We start from the raw sequence: 16,161 nt of genomic DNA on the forward strand, positions 1-16,161 counted from the left end.
AAGAATTGTTTTATAAAAAACAAATCATGCACAAATATGATTTTCTGTCAACTTAATTTAGATGCGTTTACCCTGCCCTGGAAACGGATTAGCCATTAATTTAACTCCTGTTAATTTACCTAATTATATGATTTTAGCCGATCGATTAGAAAAACGCAGACAATATCAAACTATCATCTGCGTTAATCCGCGTGCATCTGCGATTAAAATTCCCTAAAAATCGCCGTAACTGCTAATAGCAGCCTGCAACCTTCCAATCACTTCATCAACCGAAATCGCCCCCAACTCCCCAGAAGCCCGCGTCCGAATATTCAAACTATTCGCCTCAACTTCCTTCGCACCCACAACACCCATCACCGGAATTTTATCCTTCTCAGCATTGCGAATCAACTTGCCCAAACGCTCGCTATCCTCATCAGCTTCAGCGCGAATATTTAACGCCTTCATCTTCGCCGCCACTTCCTTCGCAAACGGCAAAAACTCAGCGCTGACAGGCAACAACCGCACCTGAATCGGCGCTAACCACAGCGGAAAATCCCCCGCATACTGCTCGATCAAAATCCCGATCAAACGTTCCAAAGAACCGAAAGGAGCGCGGTGAATCATCACCGGACGCTTGCGAATGCCGTCTTCAGCAACGTATTCCAAATCAAAACGTTCGGGCAAATTGTAATCTACCTGAACAGTTCCTAATTGCCATTCTCTATCCAAGACATCTTGGAAAATGAAATCGAGTTTCGGCCCGTAAAAAGCCGCTTCCCCAATTCCCTCAAAATAATTCATTCCCAAAGTTTCCACCGCGCGGCGGATTGCACCTTGAGCCTTTTCCCAAGCTTCATCGGAACCGATGTATTTCTCTAAATTGTTCGGATCGCGGAAACTCAAACGCGCCTTAAAGTTTTTCAGTTGCAGACTCTTGAAGACTGACAGAATCAAATCCACCACATTCAAGAATTCAGCATCCAACTGTTCCGGCGTGACAAATAAGTGGGAATCATCCACCGTAAAGCCGCGCACCCGCGTTAAACCGCCCAATTCTCCCGATTGTTCGTAGCGGTAAACTGTGCCGAATTCCGCTAAGCGCATCGGCAATTCTCGATAGGAACGTAATTCACTTTTGTAAATTTGAATGTGAAAAGGGCAATTCATGGGTTTCATCACAAAACCCTGTTCGTTTGCTGCCGCTTCCTCATCCTCCGCCATCAGCGGAAACATATCTTCTTTGTATTTCTGCCAGTGTCCAGAAATTTTGAACAAATCGACTCTAGCGATGTGCGGAGTCACCACTTGCAAATAGCCGCGCTTGATTTGTTCTTGCTTCAAGTAATCTTCTAAAATACTTCTCAAAACAGTGCCTTTCGGCGTCCACAAAGGCAAACCTGGCCCCACCGGATCGGCAAAGATAAACAAGCCTAATTCTTTGCCTAATTTGCGGTGATCGCGCCTTAATGCTTCTTCTTTGCGGTGTTTGTATGCTGCTAATTGTTCGGGAGATTCCCAAGCAGTGCCGTAAATTCGCTGTAACTGAGCTTTGGTTTCGTCGCCGCGCCAGTAAGCGCCTGCTAGGCTTTCTAGCTCGATCGCCTTTGGATTCAACTCACTGGTATTATCCAAGTGAGGCCCGGCGCACAAATCCCACCATTCCTCGCCCAAATGGTAAAGAGTAATCGGTTCGATCAACCCTTCTAAAATTTCTAATTTGTAAGGTTCATTAATCTCCTTAATTCTGCGTTCCGCTTCCTCGCGGCTGACTTCTTCGCGAATTACAGGCAATTTACGGTTGATGATTTTGATCATCTCTTTTTTAATGGCTTTTAAATCCTGTTCCGTAAAAGGTTCGGGAGTGTCAAAGTCATAATAGAAACCGTTTTCAATCCAAGGGCCAATGGTCACTTGCGCCTTGGGAAATAACTTCTGCACCGCCATCGCCATAACGTGGGAGGTGGTGTGGCGAATTTTTTTTAGTGACTCCGACTCACTCGTGCGGGGCAACTCAATCTTAACGGACTCTTCTGGAGGGGACATGGATTCTGGGCTAGACATCGGCTGAATTAGCAATTAATTTAGTTGCAGTTGCTTCTATATTACTCAGATTGGGGCAGTAAGCGCCGACTTCAGGTTGGGGGACACTCCGGGAAATTACAGCAACAGCCCTGATGGTGGCAACGTTTAGTGCGTCCCGCACTGCGACTCTCAGAAACCGGATTTTTTACTATTTTGGTGGGCTGTCACCCGTCTTGCTATGAAAAAACCTGTTTTCTCAGCAACCGTGAGCTCGCGAACTAAGGATCGCGAATTAAATAACTTCCGTAGGTTGGGTTGAGGAACGAAACCCAACAATTCCCGCGTAGCGTTGGGTTTCGTTCCTCAACCCAACCTACAAAAAATGCAAGTTATTTAATTCTCATTCCTAATTTGGCAGAATTTGGGGATTTCGACTCAAAAATCGCTGCTGGCATAGTTTAATTTATTCACACCCACCTGCTAATTGTTGTTAAATTATTAAATTTTTGTTAGAAATATGTTACAATTTGTAAAGACCGTCTAAGACTATAATAGATAAATAACCCAATTTTGATCCATGCTTAATTCCAACTTGCCCGAGCCAGAATTGCTCAAAGCGTTACTGGAACCGCTGTTAGAGGATTTCAATTACTGGTTCGATCGATCGGCAAAGCTCTTAGAAACTGAGGAAATTCCCTTTCTGGGCGACGAAGATCAATCTGACTTGCTGGCGCGAGTCAAACAGGCTCAGCAAGAAGTAGGCGCAGCTAAAGCTCTATTTCAAGCAACCGGAGGTCAAGTTGGGATTGAAACAGCAGCACTGATGCCGTGGCACAGACTGCTCGCCGAATGCTGGCAAGTATCGGCACGCTTTCGCTCATGGCAGTCAGCTCCCCCTGGAAAATAAGGAAGCGAGTTCAAGTTAAATTTGCAGTCAAATCCCCAACCTTGGGAAATGTGGCGGCCCACTTGACAACCTCAAACAGATTTCCAGTTAATAAGTTATTACTTGCTGAAACACTTTTGTAAATTGCTGTGTGGCTGTTTAGCCCGGAGGAGAAGATAATGTTGCACCTGCTTTATATTTTAGCTTTTACCGTTCTTGCCTTTCTGGCGGTCGGTAACTTAATCCGCAGTCTAGTCACCGTTGGTATGGAGTCCCAGCGCCCTCAACAGTTCAGGGCAAATAATCCCTACCCATCCTATCCTCGCTCTCAACCGGTACCGCATCCAGAACTTTTAGATGAATACGGAAACATAGTCAATGAGCCGCTTTTAGTGATGCGTTCGCTGACTGTCCAAGACGCCCGCGAACAATTAGATGCTCTCTACAAATCATCTCCGGGCGGCAGCGACGAAGGGGGCGAACTAGCCTAATACAACCACAGCCGCAGCATTTATACTTAGGCGCTATGCCTCAAAAAAAATATAGGACTTACAAGCTAGGTGTCCGAAACCCTTTTTCTTCATAGATTTTGGTGAAAATCGTTTCCGCGCTTCATCGGAATAATAATTTTCCGAGCATCCTTGGCATCATTCCGAATCTAACCAGATTGGATATAAGTCCTCAAAATAATTGGCCGTTAGTTTTTAGCTAATGGCCAATTACTTGTGATTTTTGAAAGTTTAATTGCCGATTAGCCAGATCGATCGCCAAAAACCGATAAAGATAGCACTGATATCAAAGAGCTCAAGAATAGTATAATAATCCAAGAGATCCGCAAGCAGTGCCTAACAAGTCTGAATGGTGAGAGTGCTAACGCCCGAATCGAAGCCTGAATAGATGAGTTGGCGTCAAAACCTAGAGGTAAAAACAGGTGACTTTGGGATGAACTCAAGGTCTTGGAGGCATACCTCTGCTTAGATTCGTCTAAATGATATGGCTAGCATGATATGACTTAAACAGTCGTGTTATCAAGCATAAATGTATCAGATACTGAAAAGGGATCGCTCTAAACCTCCTATCGATCCTGTTTTGTCATCGGCAAAAATGCACTTTTAAGGCTAGATGATCGTCCCTATTTCGCTACTGGCAGAACTTCTGCAAGCTTTGCCCCAACTGCGGGCACAAATTTATTTCAAATCTTCCATGACAGCCTTGTCTCACGCGATGGAAGACTTAGTTTTGGCGGGTTCCGACGACGAACCGCTAGTCATTGCCAGCTTTCAGCGAGAGCGCTTCTACCGCCAGGAAGCTCACCGCTACCGGCGAATTGCCTCACGCTCCTCTCAGGTATACGTGCTGGCTGCACCGGAAACTGACTTTAAAAATTCCTCGGAGTGTCACGAAACTGTGGCGTTTGAACCGGAGGACGGATTGAGTAAAGAGTGGCATTTAGTGGTACTGGGGCAACACTACTCAACTTGCCTGATTTGTCAAGAAAAAATTGTGCCGATCGACAACCAGGACGATCGCGGGCCACTGTTGATGGATCAAGCTCGCAGATTTGAAGGAATTTGGACGTTCGATCGCGAGGTAAGCTCCAAAGCGGCCGCATTGTTGCTCGATAGAATTGTCAAATATCGCCCGGAATTGGCAGAAAAGATCGATCGAGCGCGAACGACTTACAAACTCAAAACACCGAAAAAAACGAGGAAATCCGCCACTTCCAAAGCCGCCAAACCCGAAATAAGTACGAGAAAAAACTCAAAAATTCCCAATCCAAAATTGAGCGATGCTTTTACCGAACGCTTAGTAACCTACTTGCAAGCAGGCCAGCACAAACTGCTCAAAGCATACAGCGCGATCGCCGCTCAGGAACGCAAAGAACGCCTGGTAAACTTAATTACCACGGCAATGCGGCAGTCTCTCAACCCGCAAGAAATCGTCGAAGTCGCAGTCCAAGAACTCGGCACTGCCCTCTCGGCAAGCCGATGTTTGATTTATCGGTGCAAGGCAACAGATGTGGCGGTCAAAATCGATCGCGAGTTTTTGGGGCCGGGCGCTAGTTCCATGCTGGATCAGACTTGGCTGTTGCAGGAAAATCAAATATGGAGCGACGCGGTGGCGCGGCAAGAGCGAGTTTACATCCAAGACACAGCACAACACCCGTTGATTGTCAATACACAATTCCTGGAAAAAACTGTAAAAAATTGGCAAATTGTCTCTTGGTTAATGGTGCCAGTGCTTTATCAGGGGCGGGTTTTGGGAATGGTGGAAATGCACCAGTGCCGAGCGGTTTTACCTTGGGAAGAAGACGAAATTGCTTTAGTAGAGGCGATCGCCACCCAACTTGGAGCAGCCTTAATTCAAGCAGAAACCTACGCTCATTTAGAAGAACTCAACCAACAATTAGAAGCATTAGACCGCACTCGCAGCAATCTAATTGCCATCACCGGACACGAACTCCGCACCCCACTTTCTACGATTCAAGTGTGTTTGGAAAGTTTGAACTCCGAACCAGATATGCCCCCAGAATTGCGGCAAATCATGTTAGAAACTGCCCTTGGTGATGCCGATAGAATGCGGAAACTCGTGCAGGATTTCTTAACTCTTTCTCACTTAGAAAGCGGGCGAGTCCAATGGAATGTAGAATCGCTGACGCTGCAAGAATGCGTGGATTTAGCCCTTAGCAGCGTGCGATCGGGGGGCGGACTCGATCGACAGTTACCGGAAATTATCGCCGAAGTGTCCGCAGAATTGCCTTTAGTGCAAGCTGACGGAGAGTGGTTGGTGGAGGTGCTCTCCAAACTGCTAGACAACGCTTGCAAATTCACCACACCTCAAGGAAGCGTCACCATAAGAGCGAAATGCAACGGTTCTCGGATGGTGGAAGTGCTCGTAGCCGATACGGGGAGGGGAATCGAGGCGAACAGTTTAAAAGTAGTGTTCGATCGATTTTATCAAGAAGAAGGAGCTTTGCGCCGCAGCGCCGGCGGTACCGGTTTGGGATTGGCAATTTGCAAACAGATTGTTGCCGGCTGGGGCGGTAAAATTTGGGTAGATTCCGCAGGAAAAGACCGAGGAAGTGAATTTCACTTTACTATTCCGATTGTTTAGACTAAATTGATACAGCGTATTCAAGGTTTATGAGGTATACCCCAGAAACCGGGTTTCTTTACAGTTCTCGCATGATTACTGATTCTGTTGCTCGAAACCCGGTTTCTCCGTACTAAATTTACATGGAATATACTGTAAAAAACCGGGTTGGTGGGCGTCTGAGCGCGCAAGTAGCGATCGAGTGATATCAAATCCGGCTGCGCTGGCATGATATCAAATCTGCTGCTAACAAATTTGATATGAGGGGCTATTTACGCCGGACTTGATATCAAATACTAATCTACAGTCGTCTTGAGACGACTTGAGCTATGAGGCTCTTGTTTCAACCCCTGTCGGACTTAACGACTAATATTAATGCCGATGGCATCGGAAGGATTTAACCACAGAGAACGCAGAGCTCGCAGAGAAAGAGAAGAGAGAGATGAATAATTCTGATGCAAAGGTCAAGGAGATCGGCCTCAATCCTCACCCTGTGAGATCAGCCTTAAAGGAGATGTGACCACGCGGTGTTCACCTTTAATATCGAAAGTATCAAAACAGATTCAGGATGCGCTTGCCGTCTTAAACCCGGTTTGGCGACGGAATACCTAGGGATGCTGCCCAAAATTAATACCAGTTTACAATAAGAATCAAACTGTAGGTAAGCTGCAAACCCCCATAGTAATCAGTCATGCCAAATCTAAAATATAAAATCTAAAATCTAAAATGGTATAACTCTCCTGTTCACAAGTCGCGAGATGGTAAAAGTAGCTCGAATCTGTTGAGGCACTGCCGACGCCAGTGTTGATTCGTGAAATTTTTTGAATGCAAATGTTTCGCCCGGAAAAAGTTTTTTTCCAGAAGAATACTCAAACCTAGAGGTTAGAAAAATCGATTATGTCACCTACAATCCAGATGAAATCTACTCAACCTATGGCCAAAAAGCCGCAGCTACAATTAGGTTCTCAAGGTAAAGCGGTATTGGAACTCGAACAACTGCTAACCAAGTTGCAACTTTATCGGCATCCTGCTAAAGGAATTTTTAACAAAGCAGTTGAGTTTTCTGTGAAACTGTTTCAGTTTCGGGTTTTCTTGTCGCCGGACGGCATTGTCGGGCCGCTGACTTGGCAGGCGCTTTATACTGGAGCTCCAGTTAATATGCCGATACTAAAATTCGGCAGTTATGGGGAAGCAGTCGCTACTGTTCAGGAAGTTCTCAAAACTTCCCAGCATTATGGCGGTAAAGTTGACGGCGACTTTGCTACTTTGACGGATAAAGCTGTTCGCGCATTTCAAAAAAGCTTTGGGATTGAGGCCGACGGGATTGTCAATCAAGAAACTTGGACTGCTTTGAGCCAAATCCCGCGCGGCTATGACCCTAATTGGTTCTTGACTTAGGGTTGAGGCGGTAAATTGTTCGATCGTCTGTGGGGATAAATTGGGAGAATATGCGATTATTCGGGTGCCCCACAAGCACCAGAATAATTGCTATTTTTTTGGGATTGTTTTTTCGGAATTCGTGCTGCCTAATTTTGTTTTATAATTTGGGTGGAAATTACCAATTATCAATTATTAATTACTAATTATCAATTATCAGAAGAGATCGATCGGCAAAAAACTGTTAACTTTCCTTACAATTTCGACAGCGGTGTCGCCTCATGATGATACGATGCCGTAAAAATCCTTTGGATATGTTTATGGCAGAAGAACTCACTGGACAACCCCCTCTTTTCGGCGGCAGCACCGGCGGCTTGCTGACCAAGGCGCTAGTTGAAGAGAAGTACGCGATCACTTGGACTAGCCCCAAGGAACAGGTGTTTGAAATGCCTACAGGCGGCGCTGCAATCATGCGTCAAGGTGACAACCTGCTGTATCTGCCCCGGAAGGAGCAGTGCATCGCTTTGGGCGGCCAGCAACTGCGGGCTAAATTCAAAATCTCGAACTACAAAATTTACCGCGTGTTTCCCGACGGTTCTACTGAGTACCTGCATCCCAAAGATGGCGTGTTCCCTGAGAAGGTGAACGAAGGTCGTCCCTACAACGGTAAGATTGACCGCAATATTGGCAGCAATCCCAATCCGATTAAGGTCAAGTTCACTGGTAAAAAAACCTACGAAGTTTAGGTTTTGAGCGAATTGCTGAGCTATTTTCGGGTAGTATGTCCTGAAAAGCTCAGCTTGCATTTTATAGTTTGTAGTAGCGCTTGGACGGCAGAAGCTTTTTCTTTATCGCCCAATCGCCACTGCAAACTTCAAATGCGATTAAAATTTAATAAAAATTAATAATTACATTAACCATGAATCTGGTAATCAGGCGAGCAACTCATCAGGATATCGATGTTTGCGCCCGCATTAATTATGAAGCTTTTAAATGTATTTCCGATCGCCATCAATTCCCTACAGATTTTCCGACGCTGGAGTTTTCAACTGAAATTATTGGTCTTCGGATCGAAAGTCCGTTGTTTTTTGGCATAGTAGCCGAGAGTGAGGGTGCGGTTGTCGGCTGCGGGTTTATGGACGAACGCAACCCGATTCGCGGTATCGGGCCCGTCAGTGTCGATCGAACTTTTCAAGGCCGCGGCGCGGGACGGGAAATCATGAAAGCTTTGCTGGAACGGGGACAGGACGCTGTGGGCATCCGTTTGGTTCAGGAATCTTTTAATCTGGCTGCGCTGTCGCTGTACGCTTCTTTGGGTTTTGAGGTGAAGGAAGCTTTCGTGTTAATGGAAGGGAAGTTTCGCAGCCAGCCGCCCCATGGGTTTGAGGTGCGCCCGATGGCTAGTGAGGATGTTGGTGAATGTGCCGCTTTGTGCAAGAAATTATACAGGTGCGATCGAATTTCGGAGATTGAAGACGCCGTGAATTTCTTTTCTCCCTTCGTTGCTTGCAAACAAGGTCGGATTGTGGCTTATACTTGTGCGGTGTCGGCTTTGAGCCACAGCGTCGCAGAAACTGAGGCGGATATGCAGGCTTTGCTCTTGGGGGCGGCCGCGTACAGTTCCGAAGCACAGGTTTCTTTCCACTTGCCGATGCGTTACGCAAGTTTGTTTCGCTGGTGTTTGCAAGAGGGGCTGCGCGCCCTCAAGCCGATGGCGGTGATGGCGGTTGGCGAGTACCAGCAGCCTCATGGCTGTTGCTTTCCGTCTTTTGTTTATTGACAAGACGGTTAGGACGCTTTTAATCGCTGAAATTATTGCCAGGATTGCATTTTCCTTCTTCTTTCTTTCTTCTTCCTTCTATCCTTTACATCCGTTACATCCGTTACATAATCCGTTGCCGAACTTCCTTCTTCCTTCTGATATATATGATATTCCCCGATTTCTCACAATTTTCGGAACTGGCGAAACAAGGCAATTTTGTACCCGTGTATCAAGAATGGGTTGCTGATTTGGATACGCCGGTGTCTGCGTGGTATCGGGTTTGTGCGGGTCAACCTTACAGTTTTCTGCTGGAGTCAGTGGAAGGTGGGGAAAAACTTGGGCGTTATAGTTTCTTAGGGTGCGATCCGTTGTGGATTTTGGAGGCTAAGGGATCTCGCACAACTCAAGTTTACCGCGACGGTTCCGAAAAAGTATTTACAGGCGATCCGTTTGCGGCTTTAACTGAATGTTTGGAGTCTTATCAACCGGTCAAATTGCCGCAGTTACCGCCGGGAATTGGCGGGTTATTTGGTTTTTGGGGTTACGAGTTAATTAAGTGGATAGAACCGCGAGTTCCCGTGCATCCAGCCAGCGAGAATGATTTGCCGGATGGGTTGTGGATGCAGGTTGATAATTTGCTGATTTTCGACCAGGTGAAGCGGAAAATTTGGGTCGTCGCCTATGCGGATTTGCGGGAGGTTGGCGTTGATTTGGCCGATGCTTATCAGCAAGCGTGCGATCGCGTTGGCAAGCTAGTTCAGAAGCTGCAATCGCCGCTTTCCCGCCAATCTACTCTCATAGAATGGACACCTCCCAATAACGGGCAAGATGCCCGTTCCACAAGAGATAAGGACGGGCAAGATGCCCGTTCCACAACCGGAAATACAGAATTGGCTTACACGAGCAATATTAGCCGTGAAAAGTATTGTGCCAATGTCTTAAAAGCTAAGGATTATATCAAAGCCGGAGATATTTTTCAAGTAGTTATTTCGCAGCGACTAGAGGCTGAATACAGTGGCGATTCTTTTGCACTTTACCGCTCTTTGCGTCTGATTAATCCTTCTCCGTACATGGCTTATTTTCATTTCAGAGATTGGCAGATTATCGGTTCGAGTCCCGAAATTATGGTGAAGGCGGAAAATACTGCTGATGGCAAAAAGATAGCAACTTTGCGACCCATTGCCGGCACTCGCCGTCGGGGTAAAACTCCTCAAGAAGATGATGCTTTGGCTGCTGAATTGCTGCAAGATCCGAAGGAAATTGCGGAACACGTCATGTTAGTTGATTTGGGCAGGAACGATTTAGGAAGAGTTTGCCGAAACGGTACTGTAAAAGTTGACGAATTAATGGAAATTGAGCGTTATTCTCACGTGATGCACATTGTGAGCAATGTGGTGGGAGAATTGGCCCAGGATAAGACAGCTTGGGATTTGTTGAAAGCTGGTTTTCCTGCGGGTACGGTTAGCGGTGCTCCTAAGATTCGGGCGATGGAGATTGTGCACGAGTTGGAAGGTTGTCGCCGGGGGCCGTATTCTGGGGTTTACGGGTATTATGATTTTGAGGGACAATTGAATAGTGCGATCGCGATTCGGACTATGGTTGTTCGTTCTTTAGGTGGTGACAAACATTCGGTTTCTGTGCAAGCAGGTGCTGGTTTGGTGGCTGATTCTAACCCGGATATGGAGTACGAAGAAACGCTCAATAAAGCCAGGGGAATGTTGGAAGCAATTCGCTGTTTGAAATAGTGAGGCGGAGCCTCTGGATCTGTGTTACCAGGCTCTGCCTGGTAACAAGAAAACAGCAGTAATTATTGCATTATTGTCCAATTTACCTAAGCCCCTAATATTCGAGTGACCGAAACTGCAACATCAGGAAAAGCCAGCGGATTAATATTACCCTGAGTCAGAGTTTCTCTCGATTGATATCCTTCATTGGTAGGCTCTCGAAATACTATTAATTCCCTAGTTCGCAAATTGACAACCCAATACTCAGAAATGCCGGCTTCCGCGTAAATCTTGCTCTTGATTCCCAAGTCTTTGCTAAGAGTATGATCCGAGTATTCTATCAGCCAAAAGATGTTTTCTGGATAGGGATGATGTTCTCGGTAATCTTGTCCCAAACGTTGAATTACAGCGATATCGGGTTGTGGCTCGGAGTTGCTTGGGGGCAAGATAATCGGTTTACCTTGGCGGATTTTAGCCCGATCGCCCAGCAAATAAATTAGGTACTCTCCAGCCTCATCGCTAGAGTAAGCATGAGATTCTCCTTCGGGAGCCATTTCGATTATTTCTCCACCTATTAATTCAACGTTTCGCCCTTCCAGAATGCCGGCTGCAATGATGCGGTGGTAGTCTGCAACCGTCCATTTTACAGTCGTGACGCTCACGGCGATTACTCCTATGTTTTTATTGTTATTTTAACGGCTGTCTTGCGATCGATGTAACATATCAGTTATAGACTTTTACCAAAGGCATAATTATGAATTTTTATATAGTTGACGTGTTTGCGGAGTCAAAATATGCTGGCAATCAACTAGCTGTATTTTGCGGTGCGGGAGTTGCCGAACTATCTGAGGCCCAAATGCTACAGATAGCGAGGGAAATCAATTATTCAGAAACTACGTTTATTCGATCGCCCGATCCGCGAGATGGCGGCTATGACGTGCGGATATTCACGCCCAAGAAGGAATTGCCCTTTGCCGGTCATCCGACTTTGGGGACTGCGTTTGTGTTGCAGCAAGAGATTATTCGCGAAAAGGTCGATCGAGTAATTCTCAATCTAGCCGTCGGTCAAATTCCCGTTACTTTTAATTATCAAAATGAATCGGCAGAGATTTTGTGGATGCGACAAAACCCGCCTAGTTTTGGTCAAGTTTTATCAGCCGAAAGTCTGGCAAATGTCCTGAATTTAGAACCAGATGAAATTGATTCCAACTTCCCAATTCAAGAAGTTTCGACCGGAGTGCCGTTTATAATTGTCCCATTAAAAACTCTCGCTTCGCTCAAAAAAGCTCAGGTCAACTTAGATAAATATTTTGAGCTAGTTGATACAATGTCAGCGAAAGAAATTTTGATATTTTGCCCAGAAACTTACAGCGACATTAATGATTTAAGCGTGCGAGTTTTTGCCCATTCATTAGGGATTCCTGAAGATCCGGCGACTGGCAGCGCTAACGGCTGTTTGGCTGGATATTTGGTAGAATACGCTTATTATGGGTCAGCAAAGATTGATGTCAGAGTTGAGCAGGGTTATGAAATCGATCGACCTTCTTTGCTGTTGTTACAAGCCGCCCAAAATGAAGGGGAAATAGCAGTTTTGGTGGGCGGTAAGGTGGTGATGGTTGCTAAGGGAGAATTTGTGTAGAATTTTTAACAGAGAATTATTAACCGCAGATGCACGCAGCTAGATTTAGATGCTTGTTTGGCGATCGAGATGTTACAATTTTGCTAATAGCGATCGCAGCACTTTGTCTGCTTCCTGCAGTCGCAGCGCGGGAAAACCAGCCATCTGCGGCCTGAAGCCATTCTGTCTGAGTTTAAACAAAGCGCTTTTTTCGGAAAACTTGCAATTGAGTGCGATCGATCTCAACGACTACTGGCCGCCGTTTGTTGAGGACGATCGCATTGTGTCTGTTTAGCAACAGCAACTGAGCCAATATTGCCACAATCGCGCGCCTTTTGAGAAACTTGCCTTCAAAACGCGCCATTCGGACGATCGCCTCTTCGATTTTATAACAACAGTTGTTACCCTTTTGGGAAATCACAAAAATCGTTCCCGGTATGTAATCACCTTCATTTGCCCAGAAAGCATACCTTTCGCCTAAAGTAAAGTAGTGAAAAACATTGTTAGCCGTGGAAGTTTTAGCTAACTTTTCCGAAACGCCCAAAGAATTAAAAACTACAGTGGATCTAATATAATCCGGGTATTTTGCTGCTATTTGCTGAGCAACTTTGCCGCCCAAACTTTCTCCGATGACATCAGGCGGATTCCCGCTGTGAAATTGCTGCTTGATCCAATCAATAGCACCCGCAGTTTGCGCCGATTTTAACTGGCGTTCTAGTTTTGCCATAAATACATCGGGCGTATCTTCCAAAACGCGATCGAAAGGATACCAAGAACCGTAGCCGCGAATCACTAAAACAGGTGGGTTATTGCCAGAAATGGGAACGCGACTTTCAGCATAAAAACCCGTCCGAGAGTCTTCAAACACTTTTTCTATGATATAATTTCCATCAATAACTTGCCCTTCCCCGTGCCGAATGTAAATTGAAGGATTATTGGGTTTAAAAGTATCGTGCAGTTGGGGTTTAGCAAACTTTTCATACAGGGAATCTAGCAAATGCCTTCCCGTTTGGCGATCGACAAAATCTGATTTTGTTATTTTCATCCCAAATCTCATTTCTAACTGATTGTGGGGGGAAAACCCGGTATTTTTGCAAAATACCTTTACCCAGATTTGGTAGGGGCGGGTTCACCAACCAAATCTAACGATTACGGACAATCTAGATAAACCCGCCCCCCACCACCGATAACCTACGTCAACCCGAAATTTGCATCACATCGGAAAATGTACATGATGATTTATGGTTGGGTTCGGGTGGGTTTTTGAGATTGTTTGTTTCAGGGAATTATTGTTTGTAAAACCCCCCCCTACAAGCACCCGGTACATGATGATATCTGGTTCGGTTCGGGCGGGTTTTATAGATTATCAATTCTTAGCAAATATTCTATGTAAAACCCGCCCCTAGCAAATCACTTTTACAAAACTCGCAACGTGCTAGCAATACTATCGACTGCTTCCATCGCGCGAATTTCATCGAGTGCTTGTTGAAAATTCCCTTCCCTAACATCGTGAGTCACGACGACAATTTCTGCTAAATCGCCGTGAATTCCCGTCTGCACAACTGATTCCAAACTAACTTTGTGGTTGCCGAAACAAGTGCCGAGTTGGCCAATTACCCCCGGAGTATCGCCCGTCAGAAAACGGGCGTAAAAGCGAGTAACAAGTTCCTGCATCGGAGCAATTTTGCAGTAGTGTTGGTGACTGCAACTCAGCAAAGGATGGGGAATCGGAACAGTTTCGGTTTTCAGGATAGCCGCGACATTCATGATGTCTGATACTACTGCGCTAGCTGTTGGGCCCGCACCGGCGCCGCGCCCGTACAGCATCAATTGCCCGATCGGCTCTCCTTCGACTAAAATTGCATTGTAAACCCCGTTAACACTCGCCAGCGGATGAGTTTTCGGCACAAAACTCGGATGCACTCGAATTGACAGCAGTTCGCTTTCTCCCTCCGCTTGCTTGCCATTGTAGCGGGAGGTTTCTCGAGCAATAGCCAACAATTTAATCACAAATCCCAGCTTGTCGGCGTAGTCAATATCAGCCGCACTAACTTTTCTGATACCTTCGCAATGAACATCTGCTAATTTGATGCGTCCGCCAAAAGCTAGCGAGGCTAAGATAGCAATTTTATCGGCAGCATCTAATCCATCTACATCTGCTGTGGGGTCAGCTTCAGCATAACCTAATTGCTGAGCGTCGGCGAGCACTTCGGCAAAGTCTGCGCCTTCTGTTTGCATCCGCGTCAGGATGTAATTAGTTGTGCCGTTGACGATGCCGGTGACACTTTTAATGCGGTTTGCACCTAAAGATTGTTTGAGGCTTTGAATGACTGGAATGCCGCCGCCGACAGCAGCTTCTAGCATTACGTAAACGCCTTTTTTGTTGGCGGCCTCGAAGATTTCATTCCCGTAGCGGGCGATAACTGCTTTGTTGGCAGTGACGACGTGCTTGCCGCTGGCAATAGCCTGTAAAATGAGCGATCGCGCCGGTTCCAATCCGCCAATCAATTCTACTACAATATCAATTTCCGGGTCAGTTGCGATCGCTTCTAGGTCAGTTGTCAGCACATTTTCTGGCAATTGTAAAGACCGAGTTCGAGAAATATCGCGCACTCCCACCCGATAGATTTCCAATTCCTGCAACAGCGGATGGCGGCCATCTGGGGAGAGCAAAATCTCTGCTGTTCCCGCGCCAACTGTACCCAAACCTAACAAACCAATTTTGAAAGCCACGACTTTGACCCGTAGAAACTCAATTAACCTACAATCATTGTATGCTAATCAAGCAATTTGTCATTTAAGTAAGCTCAATATCCAGATCCCCGACTTTTTTAAGAAGTCGGGGATCTGGATATTGAGATGACAATTCACAGTTCTGAATCCATGTCTACCCCCATTTCTCGGAGTCGCTGGGCTAATCTTTCGGCCCGCTGCCGTTCTGCATTAACTTGCTGTTCTAGCTGCTGATTTTGCTGTTCTAGTTCCTGATTTTGCTGTTCTAGCTGCTGTCGCTGTGCTTCTTCTTCTCGAATTAAATCTTCTACTAGCGGCGGAGATAGCACTTGATTCACCGATAAAATAAATTCAGCGAACTGTACAGACTGAACTTGCTGTCCCGGCAAAAATTCCTGGTGAGAGTAACAGCCTTCATTTTCTGGACGGCTACACACTCGTATTTTTAGTAAATTGGGGTCTACAATCCAATATTCAGGGATATCAATTAAGTCATATTCTGCCCGTTTACGGATGTAGTCGTCCCGCCAATTTTGACTGGTAACTTCTATAACTAACAGCGGTTTTTCTTCAAAGTCCAAGACTGCGGAACCAGGTTGGGTACAGACTTGTTCCCAAAGACTCTGAGTGCAAATCACAACATCAGGAACGCGTGCAGAGTTTTCCTCGGTTCGGACTGCGGTAGTGACAACGACAACTAGCGGTAGGTTGTGTGATGCAAAGAAGCGCCGGAACTGGTAAACCAAAAATTCACAGATTTTGATATGTATAGCTGTCGGTGTTGGCATTTCAATGATATGTCCCCGATATAATTCATAACAAACACCTGATTCTCCCTGGTAGTCCAGATACTCTTTAAAGGTCAGTTTTTGGGTAGAAATTAGGGTCATGTCAGTCATCTCCCTTTCTCGGTGAGCTTACTTCATATTTTACACTACTGTTTAAAACAACTGTTTAAAAAAAT

15 protein-coding genes are annotated in these 16,161 nt (G+C 45.8%); 9 read left to right on the plus strand and 6 right to left on the minus strand.

What is annotated here, in order from left to right:
- Positions 1-213 precede the first annotated feature (213 nt).
- Together thrS and QT984_RS17885 are read right to left on the minus strand one after the other, a co-directional pair.
- Positions 214-2,043, minus strand: a complete 1,830-nt coding sequence (gene thrS / locus QT984_RS17880) for a threonine--tRNA ligase (protein ID WP_333208221.1) — start codon at positions 2,041-2,043, stop codon at positions 214-216.
- Entirely contained in the window at positions 2,036-2,185 is a 150-nt protein-coding gene (locus QT984_RS17885) for a hypothetical protein (RefSeq protein ID WP_333054703.1), read from the minus strand. Before QT984_RS17885 ends, thrS begins: the two co-directional genes overlap by 8 nt.
- Positions 2,186-2,581: 396 nt before the next feature.
- On the opposite strand from QT984_RS17885, the gene QT984_RS17890 reads away from it, so the two are divergent.
- The 7 genes from QT984_RS17890 (at position 2,582) to trpE (ending at position 10,867) form a co-directional block, all read left to right on the plus strand.
- Positions 2,582-2,911, plus strand: coding sequence for a DUF2605 domain-containing protein (locus tag QT984_RS17890; protein WP_333054702.1), 330 nt, complete (start codon positions 2,582-2,584; stop codon positions 2,909-2,911).
- A gap of 158 nt (positions 2,912-3,069) precedes the next feature.
- Complete coding sequence (locus tag QT984_RS17895; protein ID WP_333054700.1) at positions 3,070-3,381, plus strand: DUF2973 domain-containing protein; 312 nt, start codon at positions 3,070-3,072, stop codon at positions 3,379-3,381.
- A 631-nt stretch (positions 3,382-4,012) separates the two neighbouring features.
- A complete protein-coding gene (locus QT984_RS17900) occupies positions 4,013-6,004 on the plus strand; it encodes a DICT sensory domain-containing protein (protein ID WP_333374566.1) in 1,992 nt (663 codons plus the stop codon).
- An 876-nt stretch (positions 6,005-6,880) separates the two neighbouring features.
- Positions 6,881-7,381: a peptidoglycan-binding protein gene (locus tag QT984_RS17905; RefSeq protein WP_333208219.1), complete on the plus strand. Its 501-nt coding sequence runs from the start codon at positions 6,881-6,883 to the stop codon at positions 7,379-7,381.
- Between the two features lie 299 nt (positions 7,382-7,680).
- Complete coding sequence (locus QT984_RS17910; RefSeq protein ID WP_333054697.1) at positions 7,681-8,106, plus strand: photosystem I reaction center subunit II PsaD; 426 nt, start codon at positions 7,681-7,683, stop codon at positions 8,104-8,106.
- Between the two features lie 173 nt (positions 8,107-8,279).
- Complete coding sequence (locus tag QT984_RS17915) at positions 8,280-9,140, plus strand: GNAT family N-acetyltransferase (protein ID WP_333054696.1); 861 nt, start codon at positions 8,280-8,282, stop codon at positions 9,138-9,140.
- A gap of 146 nt (positions 9,141-9,286) precedes the next feature.
- Positions 9,287-10,867, plus strand: coding sequence for an anthranilate synthase component I (gene trpE / locus QT984_RS17920; protein ID WP_333054695.1), 1,581 nt, complete (start codon positions 9,287-9,289; stop codon positions 10,865-10,867).
- Between the two features lie 86 nt (positions 10,868-10,953).
- On the opposite strand, the gene QT984_RS17925 is transcribed toward trpE, so the two are convergent.
- Positions 10,954-11,508: a Uma2 family endonuclease gene (locus QT984_RS17925; RefSeq protein WP_333208218.1), complete on the minus strand. Its 555-nt coding sequence runs from the start codon at positions 11,506-11,508 to the stop codon at positions 10,954-10,956.
- A 92-nt stretch (positions 11,509-11,600) separates the two neighbouring features.
- On the opposite strand from QT984_RS17925, the gene QT984_RS17930 reads away from it, so the two are divergent.
- Positions 11,601-12,485, plus strand: coding sequence for a PhzF family phenazine biosynthesis protein (locus QT984_RS17930; RefSeq protein WP_333056683.1), 885 nt, complete (start codon positions 11,601-11,603; stop codon positions 12,483-12,485).
- Between the two features lie 29 nt (positions 12,486-12,514).
- Positions 12,515-12,640 carry a hypothetical protein gene (locus QT984_RS17935; protein ID WP_333056682.1) on the plus strand — a complete coding sequence of 42 codons (126 nt, stop codon included), beginning with the start codon at positions 12,515-12,517 and terminating at the stop codon, positions 12,638-12,640.
- 17 nt (positions 12,641-12,657) lie between these two features.
- Here the strand turns inward: QT984_RS17935 and QT984_RS17940 are convergent, their stop codons facing one another.
- From QT984_RS17940 to QT984_RS17950, 3 genes are all read right to left on the minus strand, one after another.
- The gene (locus QT984_RS17940) at positions 12,658-13,509 is read right to left on the minus strand and encodes an alpha/beta hydrolase (RefSeq protein ID WP_333056680.1); all 852 of its coding nucleotides are present in this window, start codon (positions 13,507-13,509) and stop codon (positions 12,658-12,660) included.
- A gap of 371 nt (positions 13,510-13,880) precedes the next feature.
- Positions 13,881-15,197, minus strand: coding sequence for a homoserine dehydrogenase (locus QT984_RS17945; RefSeq protein ID WP_333208217.1), 1,317 nt, complete (start codon positions 15,195-15,197; stop codon positions 13,881-13,883).
- A 134-nt stretch (positions 15,198-15,331) separates the two neighbouring features.
- Entirely contained in the window at positions 15,332-16,096 is a 765-nt protein-coding gene (locus tag QT984_RS17950) for a Uma2 family endonuclease (protein WP_333233714.1), read from the minus strand.
- Positions 16,097-16,161: the final 65 nt, after the last annotated feature.

This window comes from Microcoleus sp. Z1_B2, assembly GCF_036700325.1.
Classification (GTDB): domain Bacteria; phylum Cyanobacteriota; class Cyanobacteriia; order Cyanobacteriales; family Microcoleaceae; genus Microcoleus.